This window comes from Burkholderia sp. Bp8998, assembly GCF_003854235.1.
Classification (GTDB): Bacteria; Pseudomonadota; Gammaproteobacteria; order Burkholderiales; family Burkholderiaceae; genus Burkholderia.
In genome coordinates this window covers 1-17,507 of the sequence record NZ_QTQF01000001.1, presented here as the reverse complement: position 1 = coordinate 17,507, position 17,507 = coordinate 1, and the positions used below count along the sequence as shown (strand labels likewise).

Here is a 17,507-nt window from a genome sequence, read left to right as displayed (position 1 = left end):
CTCCTGGAATATTTGAATGGGGGAAGTCGGATGGATCAGTGCAGGCAGATGTCGGCCCACTTCTCGACGGACAGTTCGCCGAGCACGGTCTGCACGAGCGCGACGCCCGGCTTGCCGGCGGTGAAGCGATACGCGCAGCCGGCCGGCAGCAATGCCTGGTGCCCCTTGCGGAGGACGACGTAGCCCATCTCGCGGCCCGCCGGCCGCGTGCCGGCGCTCACGGTGCCGCGGCCGGTGGTCGGCGGATTGTCGAGCTTGATGAATTCGATGCGGACTTCGCCATCCATCTGGATCGTGAACTCGTCGTGCGCGCACGCGAACCACGGCGACTCGCCATCGGTCCGCAGCACTTCGATCACGTATTCGAGGTTCTTGCCGGCGACGACCTTTTCGTAGGGGGCCGACTTCGATGCCACCTCGAACACATTCGAGAAGGCGTAGTGCCGTGCGCTGCCGCTGGTGATTTCGATCTCGCCCTTGGTGTAGCCGTCGAGCGAGCCAAAGACGGTGTGGAATGCCGTGTCGGTCATTGCTGTCTCCTGAGTTGAACCGCTTGTTGGATTCAACTCTAGGGGCAAGGGGGCCCCTCAACAAGGCAACGGACCGCGACTACGGCATTTGCGTTTCGCGAATAATCGCCCGGCTCAGCGGACCCAGCCGCGCTCCAGCAGCGGACGGTCCCACGGCGACTCGTCGCCGATATATTCGGCGAGGAATTCGACCAAAGCCTTCACCTTCAGCGCCTGTCGCTGCGTTGCGGGATAAACGGCGGCGAAGCTCAGCGGCGCGATCTGGAAGTCGGTGAGAATGGGTACCAATCGGCCCGCGACGAGCGCGTCGCTCGCGACCAGCGTAGGCAGGCACACGACGCCGCCCCCCGTCAGTGCGTACTCGCGCAACAGATGCACGGAGTTCGAGCGGATCATGCCCGGCAATTCCATTTCGACGACCTCGTCGCCGCGCGTCAGCGTCCAGCGGTTACGCGATGGATAACCCGAATACAGCGCCGTGGTGTGCTGCAGCAATTCGCGTGGATGTTGTGGCGCACCATGCGCTTCGAGGTAGGCCGGTGACGCACAGAACAGGCGTCGCACCACGAACAGGCGCCGCTCGATCAGCGATTCGGAGATCGGCGGGAAGATCTGGAACGCGATGTCGAACCCTTCTTCGACAGGGTCCACGACGCGATCGTTGACGATGATGTCGAGCTGGATGCCCGGGTAGCGCCGGTTGAATTCGGCAAGCGGCACGCCGAAGTGATCCAGCGCGAAACCGGGCAGCATCTGGATGCGCAGCCGCCCGGTCGGGGTCGCGCGCAGTTCGCGCATCTGGTCGGTCAGCTCGTTGACGCGCCCCACCACCTCGGCGCATTCGCGGTAGAAGGTCTCGCCCACTTCGGACAGCCGCACGTGGCGCGTGCTGCGATGGAACAGCGGCGCGTTGACGAACTTCTCCAGCTGCTGGATGCGGTTCGTCACGACCGAACTGGTGACCCCAAGCTGCCGTGCCGCTTCCGCGAAACTGCTCGCCTCCGCGACCCTGACGAATGCCTCGATGCTCAGAAACCGGTCCATACCGCGCCTTTCCCGAAAGCGAAACTGCCAGTCTAACCGCGCCTGCCGGGCGGTTGGGTCATGTGTAAAGCGTCACACTGTCACCCGGCAGGTGTCAATCTCGCGGGCCGATGGGCGCGGCCGGGCGACACGTTACGGCTGCTTGCCCGCCGTCAGCTCCGGCTGCACGCCCACGCGGCGCTGCAGCACGGCCGGCGCGGTTTCCCGCAGCAGCATGCTGACCACGATGCCGAGCAGCACCGCACCCATCGGCAGCCACAGAATGTTCTGGATCCCGAAGTGCGCGGCGACGTAGCCGCCCATCGCCGGCGCGATGCCGCCGCCGAAGATCTCGCCGCAACCGACCACCACGCCGATCGACGTCGACACGAGGCCGACGGGCGCGGCTTCGGTCGCCACCGGGCCGGACAGCAGCGACACCAGCCCCAGCGTGAAGAACGACGCGACGAACAGGACGACGAACAACACGACCGGCTGCGGGCCGAGGCCGCGGAAAATGTAGAGCATCACGGCCGTGCCGGCGAAACCGGCGATGCTCGCGAGGCGGCGGCCCACCAGGTCGGACAGGCCCGGCAGCCCGAACTGCCCGAGAAAGCCGCCGAAGCCGATCGCCGACACGACGAGGCCCATCTTCTGCGTGTCGAGCGACAGGTAGTCCGTCAGGTACAGCGGCAGCAGCGCGCCGAGCACGAACACGCCGGTCATCGCGCAACAGAGTGCAGCCATCGCGACGAGGATGTTGCGGCTCTTGAGCACATGGCCGAGCGACGCCGGCGCGTGTTCCGACACGACCTCCTTCGTGCGCTTCGGTTCGCGGATCACGAAGAACATGATCGCGCCGAGAATCAGGCCGGGAATGGCCACGAGCGCGAATACCCAGCGCCACGATACGACGTTGAGCAGCTGGGTCGCGATGATCGGCGACAGCGCCAGCCCGAACAGCGCGAAGCCGCTTTGCTGCAGCCCGAGGTTCAGGCCGCGCCGCCGCGGATGCGACGCGTCGGCGGTCGCCGCGAAGCTGGTCGGGCAGAACGAGCCCTCCGCGACGCCCATCAGCCCGCGGATCGCGATCAGGCCGAGCAGCCCGCCCGCGAGCCCCGAGAAGCCCGACAGCAGCGAGAACGCGATGATCGCGGGGATCAGGACCTTGCGGCGGCCGACCTTGTCGGAGATGCCGCCCATCAGCGCCGCGAAAATACCCCACGACAGCCCGAGCACGCCGATGCAGTTGCCGACGTCCTGCGCGGTCAGGTGCAGGTCCTTCATGATCGAAGGGAACAGCGGTGCGATGAGCCAGCGGTCGAGGCCGACCAGCCCGAAGCCGAGCGCCAGCAGCGTCACCGCCTTCCACTCATAGGAGGTATCCCACTCGTTTGCTTTCATGTCTGTCTCCGTGGATTGGTCCGCCTGCACGCGCCGGAGCGTCCGTGCATGAAGCCAGGTCCGTTGTCTTGGTATGCAATGCGACGTGAGTCGCGAGGAAGTGGCGGCCGCCTTTCCGGTTGCAGGCGTCGAATTCAATCAGCCGACGCCCCGAACGATAGGTGCGCGGATGCAGATCGGGTATGGAACAACCGGCGAACGCGCCATTCGCGAAACGCAAATAATCCGGCGCGGCGGGCGGGAAGTATCGGTGCAGAAGCGCCGCGCGGATGGGTACGGCGTTGAAATGGCGCTCATCCGCGTGTTACGGGGGAATCCCTCATAGACATCACGGGCGCCGGCGCAGGGCATGCTCGATCCGGATACCGGGCGCGGGTCATCCTGCCGGGCGAGCCGGTCCCGGCCCGCCGATAGACGAAATCCGGAACATACCGAAGTGCTCGGCGCGGGCACGCGCGCGATTCCACTCCGCTCTTTCCCGACGCCGCAATACCCGGTCGCCGGATCCGCCACGGGACAAATCAAGTTTTTAAATATTCCCGCGCGACTCGATTGGACGGGAAACCACCACTCCAGCCCAGAGAACAGCCAATAACAGGAAAGACATCATTCACCGCACAACGACATAAGATAATTCAAAAAACAAACGAATCACCACAAACGCAAAATACTGTTTCCTAACGATAAATCCACCAATCTCAAAATAAAAATACATTTATCCGCATAGATAAATTTGCTACGCTTCGCCGCTCGTTTTCGCGCACTCCCGCCCTCAAGCAAACCGATACCTCATTTCAAACAAGTCCGAATTCAAAACAAAACAATGAGATTATGGCGATGTCGATAGCAAAAACATTCCGGGATTTTGCGTCCGGTCTGATTGGCGGGAACGCGCGGCCAGTCGATCTCCATTTCGGACAGGCGCAACGCGCGGTCGGCCACCTGCTGGCGCTCCATCACGCCGATATCCGCGAGGGGCTGATGTCGGGCATCGAAGGAAAGCTGACCTGCGTCTCCACCTACGATCATCTGTCGCCCGCCCTGTTTCTCGGCCTGCCCGTGTCGGTCCGGCTGACGACCGATCGGGGCGGCATACGTACGATCAACGCGATCGTGCGAGAAGTGCTGACCGGTCAATCGGATGGCGAACTGACCGTCTACCAGTTGCACGTGTGCGACGCGCTGTCGTTGATGGACCGCCGCACGAACGCCCGCTTGTTCCGATCACGCAGCGTCATGGAAATTCTCGCGACGCTGATGAACGAGTGGAAGCAGCGCAGCCATGCACTCGCGCGCGCATTCGATTTCGATCTGACAGGATTGCAAGCGGAACGCTATCCGGTGCGCGAACTCACGCGACAGGTCAACGAGTCCGACGCACGCTTCATCCGGCGGCTGCTGCGCCGGGAAGGCATCACGGTCTTCGCGAAGGCCGCGCCGGCCGGCGTGGCGCGTGGCATGCTCGACGAGCCGCCGATTCACACGCTCATATTCTGCGACGACCCGCATCGCCTGGCGGAGGCACCGGCCGGTACCCTGCGTCTGCACCCGCGCGACGCCGGGGCCGCGCAACGCGACACGGTGACGCTCTTCGCGCACTGCCAGGGGCTGTCGTCCGGCAAGGTCCGGCGGCCGTCCTGGGATTACAAGACGGCCCGCATGGACGATTCCACGGCCGTCACCCGTATCGATCAGGGCGCATCGGGAAACGATCTTGCGCGCCTGCTGACCGACGTCGCGATCGACATCCCGCACGTCGGCGATTCCTGGAAGGATCACGACCGCATTACGCGCGACCGGATCCTGGCTCACCAGTTCGAAGCCGAACGTTACGACGGCATCAGCAGCGTGCGCGATTTGCCGGTCGGCCGCTGGTTCACACTGACGGGCGACCCCGAGCTGGATATGAAGCCGGTCGATCATCGCCAGTTCGTCGTCACGTCGGTTCGGCACGATATCTGGAACAACCTGCCGAAGCAGCTCGCGGGTCGCGCGAACGGGTTGTTCGCGGCGAGCCGGAACCTCGCACACATCAATCCGTCGACGCCTGCCGATGTGCCGGAACAAACGGACACGCGCTATGAGAACCGATTCACGTGCGTACGACGCGGTGTCCCGCTCAAGCCCGCCTACGATCCGAACGTCGATGTGCCGCCCGTTCACCTGCTGACCGGCACGATCGTCGGCACCCAAGGCGAGGAAGTGTTTTGCGACGCGGCCGGCCGCGTGCGCGTGCGAATCCACGGCCTCGATCCGGCGGACCATGCGCACGCGCAAGGCGCCGGAACGAACGGAAGCGCCGGCGACAGCGCACCGGTTCGCGTCGGGGCCAATCTCGCGGGCGGCAACTTCGGCACGCTTTTCCTGCCCCGCGTCGGCATGGAAGTGCTGTTGGGGTGTCTGTCAGGCGACCCGGACCGGTTGGTCATCATCGGCGTGCTGAGCAATGGCGCGAACCCGCCCGCGACCTTCAGCCATACCGGTGCGCTTCCCGGCAACCGGTTCCTTTCCGGCATCAAGACCAAGGAAATCAACGGCAGGCGTTATAACCAGCTTCGTCTGGACGATACGCCATCGCAAATCTCCGCGCAGTTGACGAGCGAACATGCGCATACCGAATTGAATCTCGGGTATCTGACCCAACCGCGGGAAAACGGACATGGGGACGATCGCGGCGAAGGCGCGGAACTGCGCACCGATGCCGCCGCGGCGTTGCGCGCCGCCCGCGGCATCCTGTTGTCGACCTATGCGCGCACACAAGCCACCGGCGGTCAGCTCGATCGCGATGAACTGATTCGCCTGCTCGATCAATGCACCGAACTCTTCAAGTCGCTTGGCGACTATGCCGGCGAGCATGGCGGGCGGTCCGCCGACACCGTCGGCCAGGACAACGTCGCCAGCGCATTCCGTCACTGGACGCCCGGCGGTGCGCAAGCCGGCGCGGCTGACAGTGCGTCCGCGTTGATGGCGTTCGGCGCGCAGTCCGGGTCGCTCAACGTCACGCCCAGGACGCACGTCATGTATGCGGGCGAGAACATCGACCAGGTCGCGCAGCAACACGTGCAGGTCACCAGCGGCGAGCGCATCAACCTGCATGCCGGTCGCGGCGTCGCGATGTTCGCGCATGGCGACGGCGTGTCGGCGATCGCGAACCAGGGGAAGGTCACGATTCAATCGCAGAACGACGATACGCAGGTCGATTCGGCGAAGAACATTCAATTGACTGCCGGTGGCGGAAACCTCGTTGGCACCGCGAGCGATGAAGTCGTGCTCGTCACGTCCGGCGGTGCGTATCTCAAGCTGCGCGGCGGCGATATCGAGCTGGGATGCCCAGGGACGTTCACGGTGAAATCGGCCGGTCATGCATGGGGTGGGCCTGCGAGCATGAGTGCGGACATGCCGGCGTTTGGTCAGGACACGCTTGATCGCGTGCCTAAGCTGGTTTGCGCTTCGGACGGTAACGCCGCGCCAGGATTCGACGGGCTGATTCAAAAGACTTCCGGTGCGCTGTCGGACTTGAAGGCCGATGCGGCGGGCGAACTACCGGCCGTCGATACCGACCAGTTCGAGCGGCTGGCGGTGCAGTTCATCAAGAAGAATGTTTAAGGCACGTGCAGGAGTCTGGATGACCGATTCGATTCTCGATCCGCGACCGACAGCGGACTCGTCCACCGGCGAACCCGCTGCGAAATCCGATACACCCGGCGCGGTTGCGCCGCGCCCTGAGCCGCCGCCGATCGTCGTCGGCCGGGGCGAAGGCGTGACCAGGTTCACGAAAGGCATACGGCTGATCTGCGTCAAGCAGATGCCCTTGCCCGGTATCGTGATCTTCGTGCATGGCGTGAACTCGGAAGGCGAATGGTTCGAGGCCTCGGAGGAAGGGTTGTGCAAAGGGCTTAATCGCCGACTGGGGCGGCTCGACGATCAGATGATGTATCACGGCATCGATGCCGGACAGTTGACGCCAGCCAAGTACACGGAAAGTGTGACGCCGGATGGGTTTCTAAATCCGAAGCTGCTTGCGAACAACTACGTCAAGCCTGATCCGTCTTTCTCGCCCGTCATTCATTTCCGATGGGGCTATCGCGCGACCGCTGCAGAACTGAAGGAATACGGCGACAAGATCTTTCTGAACGAAAAGGACTATTGGGGCGGAGGCCCGTTCACGAACGGCTGTTCAAGTTTGCCTGATCTTTGGCACGGCGGTCTGGATGATCGAACCATGGGGTGGATGACGGTGCAAGGCATCAACCCAACCAACCGGCCGCTGTATCGCGCGCCGCCCCGCGCGTATGGCGTACTCGCGGCGTTGCGCCTCGCCAAGCTGATCGAGTCGATCCGACGGATGCAAGCCGACGTACCGATTACCGTCGTGTGCCACAGCCAAGGCAACATCGTGGGCCTCACGGCAGCGTTCTTCGGCAACACATTCCCCGATGTTGAAGATCCGTGGGGACGCCAAGGCCATTGCGTGGCAGATGCCTACGTGCTGGCGAACGCGCCATATAGCCTTGCGAATGCCGACGGCCCGTACAAATCCGACACGTTCATGGATACGTGGTCGCAACGCGCGACGAAAGACGCAAGCGGTCAACGCGGACGGCAGACGTACGCGGCACGCACGAAGACGTTCGGCAAATTCCTGTCGGTCATCGGCGCCCGCAAAACATACGAACTGCCCGCCGACAAGATTGATGAAGACATGGCGAACGAACGGGTTTCGCCGACGAGCAATCGATCTTATGCGGCGCAGGAAGACCGCGTTCGACATGGCTTGAACGGGTCGACCTATGGCCGCGTCACCGCATATTGCTGTCCGCACGATCAGGTGATTTCGGCGGTAACGGTTCAAGGCATCGGCTGGCGCGGGATCAGCAAACACGAACTCGACGATGTCGGTGCGGCAGGCATCCTCACTCAGCGGGTGTTCGCATCCGGCTTTCCGGTTGGTGTGCGGAAGCCCTACCGATACTGGGAAGACGACTGGCGGCACGGCAAGCAAGGAACGAAGTCGGGGTTCTGGTATCCGCCATCGCCGCCCGCCAAATTCAATCTGATCGGCGCGATCAAGGGTAACGAGTCGGTTTTGGGTGTGGCCGCTACGCTCGTGACAGCGCCCCTCATGTTCGTCGTGACCGGCATTAGCTCGGCGCTGAACATGCTCCGTGTGAACGCCGATCCACCGAAGGGTTGGACCGTGGTGGCGGATGCTCCAGCACTTGATGATCCGTTCCCGCCGAAGGCGCTGCGATTTGGCAAGCCGGTCGAAACGCAAGACGGCGACGCGGTCAGCGACTTCAACGAAGGCAACGATCCGCCGGCCGCTTGGCGTGATGCGAACAAGGCCGACGCGGACAAGCGGGCCGATGATCCGTACGACCAGTACAGCGCGAAGAACAAGGATGGCGTCGCGCAAGGTACGGCAGAAACCGAAGCCGGGCAGCGCTACGAGGATCGCGCGTTGATGCGGATGGAGGCACGTCGGACGCTGAACACCGAATGGGTCGACCGCGATGGCCATGTGATTGGCGAGGACGGCAAAAGTGCGATGCCCGACGGCTACAAGGAATGGCGCGACAAGCAGATTGTCGACTGGCTCGATCGCGGTGCGATCAATAGTCCAACCAATCACTCTACGACGATGACCAATCCGGAGCATGCCGAGAAGGCGCTTGCCTATGACGTTGCCGTTGGACTGTGCTACCTGACGGAGAAGCAACTCAAATCGTTGCGCATTGAGGCAGATTGGCGGATGGGGCAAGGTATCCCCGATGACAGTCCCAACAAAAAGTACTTCGACTATTTCTCGCGTGGCGTTCTTGGCGATCTACCAACGCAGGAATGGATACATGTGGAGAAAGGAGAAGGAAATATGCCCGACGCGATTGTGGATGAACGTGACGGTGAATTCTATCTAAAGGTCGGGGGGGCGATTTGAAGACGCTAATAGCGACATGGCCGCGACGCGCCGCCGTCGCCGTTTCGACATGGCTGATCACCGCTGTGCTCATGGCCACACTGATGGCACACGTAGAACAACCCGATCCGACGCATTTGGAAATAGGAGATTGGATGAAACGATTTGTCGTCGTACCCGGTCTGGCTGCGCTTATGGTCCTTTTGTTCACCACGACCATGATGCGTCCGGCACAAGCTACACCGGTCCGGGAGCCCGCAGAGAATGCAGCGCTAGTAGCCAAGGAGTCGGAAAAGCCATTCGTTGCGCAGGTTGTCGGCATGGTTTGGCTGAATCCGTTGCAGCGTATGGACTATCCGACCGAATGGCAATTGCTGTGGACGCAAGGGCTTGCCGCGCCAAATAAGGACGATGACATGGTGCGCACTGATCCGAAGTCGTTTGCGACGCTTCAGTCGATTGGATCATTGGTTTACGGGAACGAGGGCGAGGAAACGTTCAAAGGCTTCTACCACAAGTACATGTACAAGTTTCCACTACTGCTTAGCTCACGCTATGCCTCTAATCCAAAATACTTCTATACGGTCGCGCCCACCCATAAGAAGGACTGGCGCGAACTGGCAGGCATTCATGTCGAGCTTGCCATTCCGAACCGACTCGAAGTTGACGACTCGCAAAGCTACTTGCGCGATTCGATTCGACAGACATTCCTTATCGGCAACCCGTACTTCCAGGAAATGTGGAGCCGCAGCACGCCCCCCGATGTGCAAATCACGCAAGGCGGTGCGAACGCCGGTTTCACGTCGTTGAACAAGGCGTTGGACTACTTGCAGGAAAATCCCGACAAGACCGTGTGGGCAATGAACTGGGACGCACCCAACTTCCCGCCCACCGACGCGCAGATCAACGAAAACCTTGTCGTACTGTTCCTCGCCGGTCCGAACTTCAACACCGAGCGCGAACCGCTCGCCTGGATCGGCAAGGCCGCGACCGGCGACACGAAGGCGTTTTCGCCGAAGGTCGGCACGACGCGCGCCGTACAGGCGTGGAAGGCAACGATCGATCAGGCGGCACGCAATGCCGGCGTCGCGGTCACGGACCTCAATTACATCGTCCACGATGCCGGTAAAGGCAGCGATGCAGCGTCATCGCGCCTTGTCTCGCTCGCACGAACCTTGACCGAAACCCTCCCGGAATACGACCACCCGAAGCAGACATTCAACACGGCCGCGCTGCTCGGCGACATGGGAACCGGCAGCGCATTGACCGACGTCGCGCTCGCGATCGGCCGGATCAGTCACTTCGGCGGCAATGCACTCGTCGCCGGCACGACCGACCCCGAACACCCTGTCGCGGTCGTCGTCATGCCGCCGTCAAATCTCACGCCGGTCGATCCGACCAAGGACTGGTTCCGCGCACGCGGCGGCAACAACGCCTACCTGCCGTGGTGGGGACGCCGACACGATACCGATTACGGCATGCAGGGCTATTCGTGGTGATGCAAACCAGCGGCGCGTTGCGTGCAAAACGCGACCACTGCACGAATCATTCAGAGGACGAGTCATATGCGAGGAATCATCCGGGTAGGCGACGGACATACCCACGGCGGCCGGGTCGAGTCCGGAGCCGAGATCAGCAAGGTGATGGGGCGCGCGGTCGCGCGCTTCGGCGACGCTTGTTCGTGTCCGATCCACGGCGACTGCACGATTGCCGCAGGTGACGCGGCCTTCAACGTGGAAGGCCAGGCCGCCGCGTTCGACGGTCACGAGACCTCATGCGGCGCGAGGCTGATTGCTTCAGTTCCAAACTCCGGGCGAACCTGAATGCTGAAGACACGACGCATGACCGCCGAACAGTTCCGACTGTTGCGGCTTCAAGATACCCGGATCAAGCCGTTGAACCAGTGGGCCCTGCACGAGATTTTCGTAAAGGGCCGCTCACAGCGCGAGCTGGCCGGGAAACTGGGTATGAACCGCTCGGCGATGTCGCAGCTCGTTCGCAAAGCGTGGCAGCGATATCTCGAACTGCCATGCAACGACACGCGCCTCACCACGGTGACGATCACGATCCCGGCGAAATACGAGCGCGCGCTGCACGCATGGGTGCAGGACGCGCATCGCTTATCGAATCAGCCGGATCAAGACGAGAGCGCAACGTCATGACGGTCTTCGTGCCGCATGACGTTCCCTCCCGATCGATCCTGACGCAAGCGAATAGCCGGCGAGTATGACGGCATGGAACGGCGCCTTGCGGAACGGACCAGGCACGCCGACGCCGAGCGCGTGCCGCGCAACGTGCCCGCCGCGCAGCCCCGAATGCTGCGCCAGCGTGCCGGCCCCGGGTCATGCGGGCATCCGCCAGACCGGGCCATCTCGATGCCCGGTCAGACCAAAATGAAAATAAATTCCCCCATACCCAATCGATACAGCAAATAATTCCACATCCATCCGAATCACCAGCCATCTTTGGATCCTTTTTCCCCACTCGCCCACGTATCATTTCTCCCATTCCGAAGAGCAAGAGCCAGAGAAGGACATGAGCGATACCCCCCAGCTGCACTACCTCGACTACGCAGCCACCACCCCCGCGGATCCCCGCGTGATCGAAGCGATGACGGCCTGCCTCGGTGCCGACGGCATCTTCGGCAATCCCGCGTCGAGTTCGCACGCCGCCGGCCGGCTGGCGAAGGAAAAAGTCGAGCACGCACGCGCGCAGGTTGCCGCGCTGATCGGCGCGGATGCCGACGAGATCGTCTGGACGTCGGGCGCCACCGAATCGAACAACCTCGCGCTGAAGGGCTATGCGGAGACCGCGACCGCCAAGCGCCACGTGATCACGAGCCGCATCGAACACAAGGCGATCCTCGACACGATGGCGAACCTGTCGAAGCGCGGAATGACGGCGACGTACCTGACGCCCACCGCCGACGGCGAAATCACCGTCGATGCCGTGGCCGCGGCGATCGGCCCCGATACGGGCCTCGTGTCGCTGATGCTCGTCAACAACGAGCTCGGCACGCTGACCGACATCGGCGCGATCTCGCGCATCGTGCACGCGGCCGGCGCGCTGCTGCACGTCGACGCCGCGCAGGCGCTCGGCAAGACGCCGATCGACGTGCGCGCACTCGGCATCGACCTGCTGTCGATCTCCGCACACAAGGTGTACGGTCCGAAGGGCATCGGCGCGCTGTTCGTCCGCCGCGAGATCGCCGAGCGCATCGCGCCGCAGATCCATGGCGGCGGACACGAGCGCGGCCTGCGCTCGGGCACGCTTGCGACGCATCAGATCGTCGGGATGGGCACCGCGTGCGAACTGGCCGCCGACAAACTCGAGCGCGAAGCCGTGCGGATCGCCGCACTCAGCGCACGCCTGAAGGACGCGTTGCTCGCGCTCGGCGACATCACGCACAACGCGGCGGCGGCACGCCGCATCCCGCACACGCTGAGCCTCACGGTAAACGCGCCGGGCTTCTTCCCGTTCATGCTCGGCGATTCGCTCGCCGTGTCGTCGACCTCCGCATGCAACTCGACCAGCGGCGCGCCGTCCCACGTGCTGACCGCGATCGGCCTCGACGCGGAAGCCGCGGGCCGCACGGTGCGCATCAGCTTCGGCCGCTTCACGACGGAGCAGGACGTCGATTTCGCGATCGCGTGTTTCACGCGCGCGCTCGAGCAATGCCGGGCCGCGGCGGCGACCGGCTTCACCGCGTCGCGACAGATCGCGCCGGCGGACCTGAAGGCGATCCGCAATGCAGGCTTTCGCGCGGTGATCTGCAACCGGCCGGACGGCGAAGACGCCGATCAACCGGCATTCGACGAGATCGCTGCCGCCGCGCGCGAACTCGGCCTCGACGCACGCTATCTGCCGGTCGACCGCGACCGGATCGGCGATGCGGAAGTCGACGCGTTCGGCGCGCTGGTCGATGCGCTGCCGAAGCCCGTGCTCGCCTATTGCCGAAGCGGGAGCCGTGCCGGGATGCTGTGGAATCGGCTGACGGCGCGGCGCACCGCGACGGTCTGAGCGCAACCCGCACGTAACGAAGCACCACCCGCGTGCGCGCACGTAGTCGACGTTTCGACACGGCGCCGCGCGGGCGTCGCGATCATCGCCGAATGCGAGTCGGTGGAAAGCGCCCGAAAGGCGCTGCGCGAATTTCCGCTGGTGACGGCCGGACTCATCGACTGGGACATCATCCCGCTCGGGCCGTTTCTGGGGTGGGAAGCGCTGTTTGCGTCAGGCGACGCGTAATTTCTGCAGCCAGCCGCTACTGCGCATACTCCAGTTGCAGCGCCACCCAGTCTGACGTCGCGTCGCCATACCTGGCGGCGACGTCTTCGAGCACTTCAGGAAGCACCGCTTCGCCACGCCGCCCGTCCGGAATCGTCACGCGCGCGTGCCCGGCGTCGGCCGGCTGCGTCAGCAAGCGCAGCCCGTGCCTCGATTCGACCATGCGCGCGTCCGCCGTTGCGACGACGTCGCTGCGCCACGTGCGCGCCCACGCATCGGCGGTGAGCGCAACCGGGAGTTCGTCGAAGCCGCTCGCGACCGGCAGATCGAAGGTCCGATGCCGCCAGAACGCGATGCGATTCGTCAACGCGGTCGCCACGGCGCGCGCGGTCAACCCGAACCGGCTGCCGTCGTGAACGTCGCTCCATCCATCCGCGCCGATGTTGCGTGCGGTTTCGCGCGCCGCCGCCGGCCCCGCCAGCACATTCACCAACGCCAGCGACGCGGGAATCGACGCCGACACGCCGGTCGTGGTCATCACGTTGCCGTCCATGACGTAGCGGCGATCGTCGACCCACGCCGTATCGGTAAAACGGCGACGCAGCCCGTCGCGCGAATACCAGTGCGCGGTCGCGACGCGATCCCGCAACAGCCCGGCGTTCGCGAGCACCGCTGCGCCGTCGCAGATCGCCACCATCGTGGCGCCGGCAGCGGCCTGCTTGCGCAGCCATGCCAGCACGGTCGGACGGTCGGCACGATGCAGCGCAGGCACGATCACGATGTCCGCGCCCAACGGCACGGCCGCGTCGAACCGGTCGAACGTCGTATCGGCCAGCATCCGCAGCGCGGGCATCAGTTCGACCGTGCCGGCGTCAGACGACACGGCCACGACATCGGCCGCGCCCGACGTCTTCAGAATCGCGTACGGGACGATGAAATCGGTCGTCTCCGTTCCGGCGTTGTCCGCGACGATCGCGACGAGCGGCCGCGTGCGGCCCGCCTTCGGGGCGTTCACGGTCAGCGTTTGCGTGACCGTTCGTGCGCCGTCCGTTACTGCCTGCCCCGGTGCGCACGCGCCCAGCACCGCGCATACGATCAGCGCAACCATCACGCGCGCCACCCCGTTTCCGTTCCGTTCCCGCATCGCCCACCCACGCCGATCAATTGCACATCCGGAAAATTACAAGGATCATGCTCGCGGTCACAAGGACAACTCCACCGCACTTTCCGCCATGTCCCAGTCAACCGGTTCGGCACGCGACATCGTCGTCGTCGGCTTCGAAGGCGTCCAGTCACTCGACATCACGGGCCCGATGGAGGTATTCGCGGTCGCGAACCGCCACCTTCCCGGCCATGTCGCACCCTATCGGCTCACGCTCGCGTCGCAACACGGTCACGACATCGTCACGCACGCGGGCCTGCGTCTTGCCGGCCCGACCGCACTTGCGGCATTGCCGGCGAGCATCGACACGCTCATCGTCGCCGGTGGCAGCGACCCGGCCCTGCGCCACGCGGCGTCGGACGCCGGCGTGCTGCCGTGGCTGCGCACGCGGATTGCGAGCACGCGGCGCATCGCGAGCATCTGCACCGGTGCGTTCGTGCTCGCCGCGGGCGGGTGGCTGGACGGCAAACGCGCGACCACGCACTGGAACCAGTGTGCAACGCTGCAGGCGCTTTGCCCTGACGTGCGGATCGAGCCGGATGCGATCTACGTGAGCGACCCGCCGTTCCACACGTCGGCTGGCGTGACGGCCGGCATCGACCTGTGTCTCGCGCTCGTCGAGGCGGACTGCGGCGCGGCGACCGCGCTCGCGGTCGCACGCGAACTCGTGCTCTTCATGCACCGTCCCGGCGGACAGACACAGTTCAGCGTCGGCCTCGACATCCAGGCAAGCGCGACGCCACGCATGCGCGCGCTGCTCGCCGAGATCGCCGACGATCCGACCGGCGACCTCGGCGTCGCCGCGCTGGCCGCGCGCCTGCACATGAGCGAACGGACCTTTGCGCGTAATTTCATCAAGGAGACGGGGCGCTCGCCCGCGCAATTCGTGCTGGCCGCACGCATCGAGCGTGCGAAGGCACTGCTCGAGCGGGCCGACTGGCCGCTCGAACGGATCGCGGAACGGTCGGGGTTCGGCAGCGTGGATGCGTTGCAGCGTGCATTCGCGAAGGGGGTCGGGATATCGCCGCGCGACTATCGTGCGCGATTCGGACCGTTACCCGACGGGCGAAAGGCACGGTAGGCCGCCCGGCCCGCAAATCGCACCGGGCCGGGAAGCGCTGGCAATCCAGGGAGTCGTCGAGCAGGATTTCTTACAAAACCGCAAACCGCCATGCGATGCCCCCAAACGGTGCTTGACCGGCGTTTCGACTTTATTGCCGAAATCCGATAGCGCCGCGAGATTTGGCTTCATACCGTTCCCGTATCGGACCGGCACGCGACTGCCATGAATGCATGACATCGCGTGCCGCCGACGAATTCCAGGGGCGGGCCGATCATCCGGCCCGGGCAGCGATGACGGTCCTGCCACGCAGGACATTCGTGACGGAGCAAATATGGATGCGAAAACCCGGCCTGATTCAGGCACCGACAGTGACGTAAGCCTCCTCCACAAGATGGGATACGCGCAGGAGCTGTCGAGGCGCATGAACGGCTTCTCGAACTTCGCCGTATCGTTTTCGGTGATCTGCATTCTGTCTGGCGGCATCACGGCGTTCCAGCTGGCGTTCTCCGCGGCCGGCGGCGCATCGGTCGGCCTCGGCTGGCCGCTCGGCTCATTGTTCGCGCTGATCGTCGCGGTGTCGATGTCGCAGATCGCGTCCGCGTTTCCGACCGCCGGCGGCCTCTATCACTGGGGCGCCATTCTCGGCGGGAAGAAATGGGGGTGGATGACGGCGTGGCTCAACCTGATCGGCCTGATCTTCGTGATCGCGGCGATCAACTTCGGCACCTACGATCCGTTCTTCAAGACGCTGATCGCGCCGATGTTCGGCGTCAGTCCGGACAGCCTGACGTGGTGGCACCAGACCGCGTTCATCGCGGTCATCACCATTTCGCAGGCAATCCTGAATGCACGCGGCATCCGGATCGCGAGCAAGATCACCGACCTGTCCGGCTATCTGATCTTCGTCGTGACGATCGCGCTGGTCGTGTCGCTGCTGGTCTACTCGCCGGTCGCATTCGACCTGCATCGGCTCGTCACCTTCACCAATTACACGGGCGTCGACGGCGGCGCCTGGCCGAAACAGACCACGCCGCTCGCGTTCCTGTCCGGCCTGCTGCTGGTGACCTACACGATCACGGGCTTCGACGCATCCGCGCACACGTCGGAAGAGACGCACGACGCGGCGAAGAACGTGCCGCGCGGCATCATCGGCTCGGTGTTCTGGTCCGCGGTGTTCGGCTACGTGATGGTGTGCGCGTTCGTGCTGGTCATGCCGGATCTGACCGCCGCGATGAAACAGGGCACCGGCTTCTTCGAAGCCATCCTCGCGCCGATTCCGAAGACCTTGCGCGTGTGCCTCGAACTCGCGATGTTCTTCATCAACTACGTGTGCGGGCTCGCCGCGATCATGTCGACGTCGCGCATGATGTACGCATTCGCGCGCGACGGCGGGCTGCCGGCGTCGAAGCTGCTGCGCAGCGTGAATCACAACCATCGGACGCCCGGCCCCGCGATCTGGACCTGCGCGGTGCTCGCGATCGTCGTCACGCTGTACGGCGACGCGTTCTCGGTGCTGAGCGCGGGCAGCGCCGTGTTCCTGTTCATCTCGTATGCGATGCCGATCGGCTCCGGGATGCTGGCCGAAGGGCGCACGTGGACCGAAAAAGGCCCGTTCCAGCTGGGCATCTGGTCGAAGCCGTGCGCGTTCCTCGCGCTGGTGGGCGCCTGCGTGCTCGCCTACGTCGGCATCCAGCCGCCGAACGAGAAGGTGCTCTATGTGCTCGTCGCGTTCGTGGTCGTGCTGATGGTCATCTGGTATGGCTTCGGTGTGCGCAAGTCCTTCGCCGGGCCGCCGGTGCTCAAGGACACGCGCAATGACGAGCGCATTCGCGAACTCGAGGCGAACGTCGATCCGACCGTGTGACCGACACCGATTCGCACGCAGCGCAAAAAACCGGCTCGCAAAAACTTGCGAGCCGGTTTTTTTATATCGCTTCGGACTAGCGAGGTTCAACCGCGTCGGCAGTTGAACCCGATTGCCGCGTCTTAGCCGTACACCGGGAAACGCTGGGTCAACTCCGCGACCAGACCGCGCACACGCTCGATCGTCGCCGCATCTTCCGGCGCTTCCAGCACGTCGGCGATCAGGTTGCCAACCTTCTCCGCTTCCGCCGGGCCGAACCCGCGCGTCGTCATCGCCGGCGAACCCAGACGGATGCCGCTCGTCACGAACGGCTTTTC

At 64.1% G+C, this 17,507-nt stretch carries 13 protein-coding genes and 2 pseudogenes; 9 read left to right on the top strand and 6 right to left on the bottom strand.

The annotated features are described in order from the left end of the window. Nucleotides 1-35: 35 nt before the first annotated feature. The 4 genes from DIE06_RS00075 to DIE06_RS38770 all read right to left on the bottom strand — a co-directional run bounded on the left by DIE06_RS00075 (nucleotide 36) and on the right by DIE06_RS38770 (nucleotide 3,914). The gene (locus DIE06_RS00075; RefSeq protein ID WP_124659598.1) at nucleotides 36-530 is read right to left on the bottom strand and encodes a hydroxyquinol 1,2-dioxygenase; all 495 of its coding nucleotides are present in this window, start codon (nucleotides 528-530) and stop codon (nucleotides 36-38) included. Nucleotides 531-644: 114 nt separating this feature from the next. Next, nucleotides 645-1,574, bottom strand: coding sequence for a LysR family transcriptional regulator (locus DIE06_RS00070; protein WP_124659597.1), 930 nt, complete (start codon nucleotides 1,572-1,574; stop codon nucleotides 645-647). A gap of 132 nt (nucleotides 1,575-1,706) precedes the next feature. Further along, on the bottom strand, nucleotides 1,707-2,957 hold the full coding sequence (locus DIE06_RS00065) for an MFS transporter (protein ID WP_124659596.1): 1,251 nt from the start codon (nucleotides 2,955-2,957) through the stop codon (nucleotides 1,707-1,709). Between the two features lie 810 nt (nucleotides 2,958-3,767). Continuing rightward, entirely contained in the window at nucleotides 3,768-3,914 is a 147-nt protein-coding gene (locus tag DIE06_RS38770) for a hypothetical protein (protein WP_260433497.1), read from the bottom strand. Nucleotides 3,915-3,938: 24 nt separating this feature from the next. On the opposite strand from DIE06_RS38770, the gene DIE06_RS00055 reads away from it, so the two are divergent. The 7 genes and pseudogenes from DIE06_RS00055 to DIE06_RS00025 all read left to right on the top strand — a co-directional run. Then, nucleotides 3,939-6,563, top strand: coding sequence for a type VI secretion system Vgr family protein (locus DIE06_RS00055; RefSeq protein ID WP_260433496.1), 2,625 nt, complete (start codon nucleotides 3,939-3,941; stop codon nucleotides 6,561-6,563). A 19-nt stretch (nucleotides 6,564-6,582) separates the two neighbouring features. Further along, entirely contained in the window at nucleotides 6,583-8,895 is a 2,313-nt protein-coding gene (locus tag DIE06_RS00050) for a hypothetical protein (RefSeq protein WP_124659593.1), read from the top strand. A gap of 134 nt (nucleotides 8,896-9,029) precedes the next feature. Beyond that, the gene (locus DIE06_RS00045; protein ID WP_124659592.1) at nucleotides 9,030-10,373 is read left to right on the top strand and encodes a virulence factor; all 1,344 of its coding nucleotides are present in this window, start codon (nucleotides 9,030-9,032) and stop codon (nucleotides 10,371-10,373) included. A gap of 66 nt (nucleotides 10,374-10,439) precedes the next feature. Further along, nucleotides 10,440-10,697, top strand: coding sequence for a PAAR domain-containing protein (locus DIE06_RS00040; protein ID WP_124659591.1), 258 nt, complete (start codon nucleotides 10,440-10,442; stop codon nucleotides 10,695-10,697). An 18-nt stretch (nucleotides 10,698-10,715) separates the two neighbouring features. Further along, complete coding sequence (locus tag DIE06_RS00035; RefSeq protein WP_124659590.1) at nucleotides 10,716-11,036, top strand: TrfB-related DNA-binding protein; 321 nt, start codon at nucleotides 10,716-10,718, stop codon at nucleotides 11,034-11,036. Nucleotides 11,037-11,409: 373 nt separating this feature from the next. Next, entirely contained in the window at nucleotides 11,410-12,894 is a 1,485-nt protein-coding gene (locus tag DIE06_RS00030) for an aminotransferase class V-fold PLP-dependent enzyme (RefSeq protein ID WP_124659589.1), read from the top strand. A gap of 66 nt (nucleotides 12,895-12,960) precedes the next feature. Beyond that, a pseudogene (locus DIE06_RS00025) lies at nucleotides 12,961-13,122 on the top strand (superoxide dismutase); the annotation flags it as partial. Between the two features lie 16 nt (nucleotides 13,123-13,138). Here the strand turns inward: DIE06_RS00025 and DIE06_RS00020 are convergent. Next, nucleotides 13,139-14,245: a DJ-1/PfpI family protein gene (locus tag DIE06_RS00020; RefSeq protein ID WP_124659588.1), complete on the bottom strand. Its 1,107-nt coding sequence runs from the start codon at nucleotides 14,243-14,245 to the stop codon at nucleotides 13,139-13,141. Nucleotides 14,246-14,333: 88 nt separating this feature from the next. Between DIE06_RS00020 and DIE06_RS00015 the strand changes: the two genes are divergently transcribed. Both DIE06_RS00015 and DIE06_RS00010 read left to right on the top strand, forming a co-directional pair. Beyond that, nucleotides 14,334-15,344, top strand: coding sequence for a GlxA family transcriptional regulator (locus DIE06_RS00015; RefSeq protein ID WP_124659587.1), 1,011 nt, complete (start codon nucleotides 14,334-14,336; stop codon nucleotides 15,342-15,344). Nucleotides 15,345-15,657: 313 nt separating this feature from the next. Then, on the top strand, nucleotides 15,658-17,190 hold the full coding sequence (locus DIE06_RS00010) for an amino acid permease (protein ID WP_124659586.1): 1,533 nt from the start codon (nucleotides 15,658-15,660) through the stop codon (nucleotides 17,188-17,190). Nucleotides 17,191-17,312: 122 nt separating this feature from the next. Here the strand turns inward: DIE06_RS00010 and glyA are convergent. Next, nucleotides 17,313-17,507: pseudogene (glyA, locus tag DIE06_RS00005) on the bottom strand (serine hydroxymethyltransferase); the annotation flags it as partial.

What these genes read in the sequence shown, in the direction of transcription:
- DIE06_RS00075 (WP_124659598.1), bottom strand. Translation starts at nt 530, where the DNA reads ATGACCGACACGGCATTCCACACCGTCTTTGGCTCGCTCGACGGCTAC.
- DIE06_RS00070 (WP_124659597.1), bottom strand. Translation starts at nt 1,574, where the DNA reads ATGGACCGGTTTCTGAGCATCGAGGCATTCGTCAGGGTCGCGGAGGCG.
- DIE06_RS00065 (WP_124659596.1), bottom strand. Translation starts at nt 2,957, where the DNA reads ATGAAAGCAAACGAGTGGGATACCTCCTATGAGTGGAAGGCGGTGACG.
- DIE06_RS38770 (WP_260433497.1), bottom strand. Translation starts at nt 3,914, where the DNA reads ATGGAGCGCCAGCAGGTGGCCGACCGCGCGTTGCGCCTGTCCGAAATG.
- DIE06_RS00055 (WP_260433496.1), top strand. Translation starts at nt 3,939, where the DNA reads ATGTCGGGCATCGAAGGAAAGCTGACCTGCGTCTCCACCTACGATCAT.
- DIE06_RS00050 (WP_124659593.1), top strand. Translation starts at nt 6,583, where the DNA reads ATGACCGATTCGATTCTCGATCCGCGACCGACAGCGGACTCGTCCACC.
- DIE06_RS00045 (WP_124659592.1), top strand. Translation starts at nt 9,030, where the DNA reads ATGAAACGATTTGTCGTCGTACCCGGTCTGGCTGCGCTTATGGTCCTT.
- DIE06_RS00040 (WP_124659591.1), top strand. Translation starts at nt 10,440, where the DNA reads ATGCGAGGAATCATCCGGGTAGGCGACGGACATACCCACGGCGGCCGG.
- DIE06_RS00035 (WP_124659590.1), top strand. Translation starts at nt 10,716, where the DNA reads ATGACCGCCGAACAGTTCCGACTGTTGCGGCTTCAAGATACCCGGATC.
- DIE06_RS00030 (WP_124659589.1), top strand. Translation starts at nt 11,410, where the DNA reads ATGAGCGATACCCCCCAGCTGCACTACCTCGACTACGCAGCCACCACC.
- DIE06_RS00020 (WP_124659588.1), bottom strand. Translation starts at nt 14,245, where the DNA reads ATGCGGGAACGGAACGGAAACGGGGTGGCGCGCGTGATGGTTGCGCTG.
- DIE06_RS00015 (WP_124659587.1), top strand. Translation starts at nt 14,334, where the DNA reads ATGTCCCAGTCAACCGGTTCGGCACGCGACATCGTCGTCGTCGGCTTC.
- DIE06_RS00010 (WP_124659586.1), top strand. Translation starts at nt 15,658, where the DNA reads ATGGATGCGAAAACCCGGCCTGATTCAGGCACCGACAGTGACGTAAGC.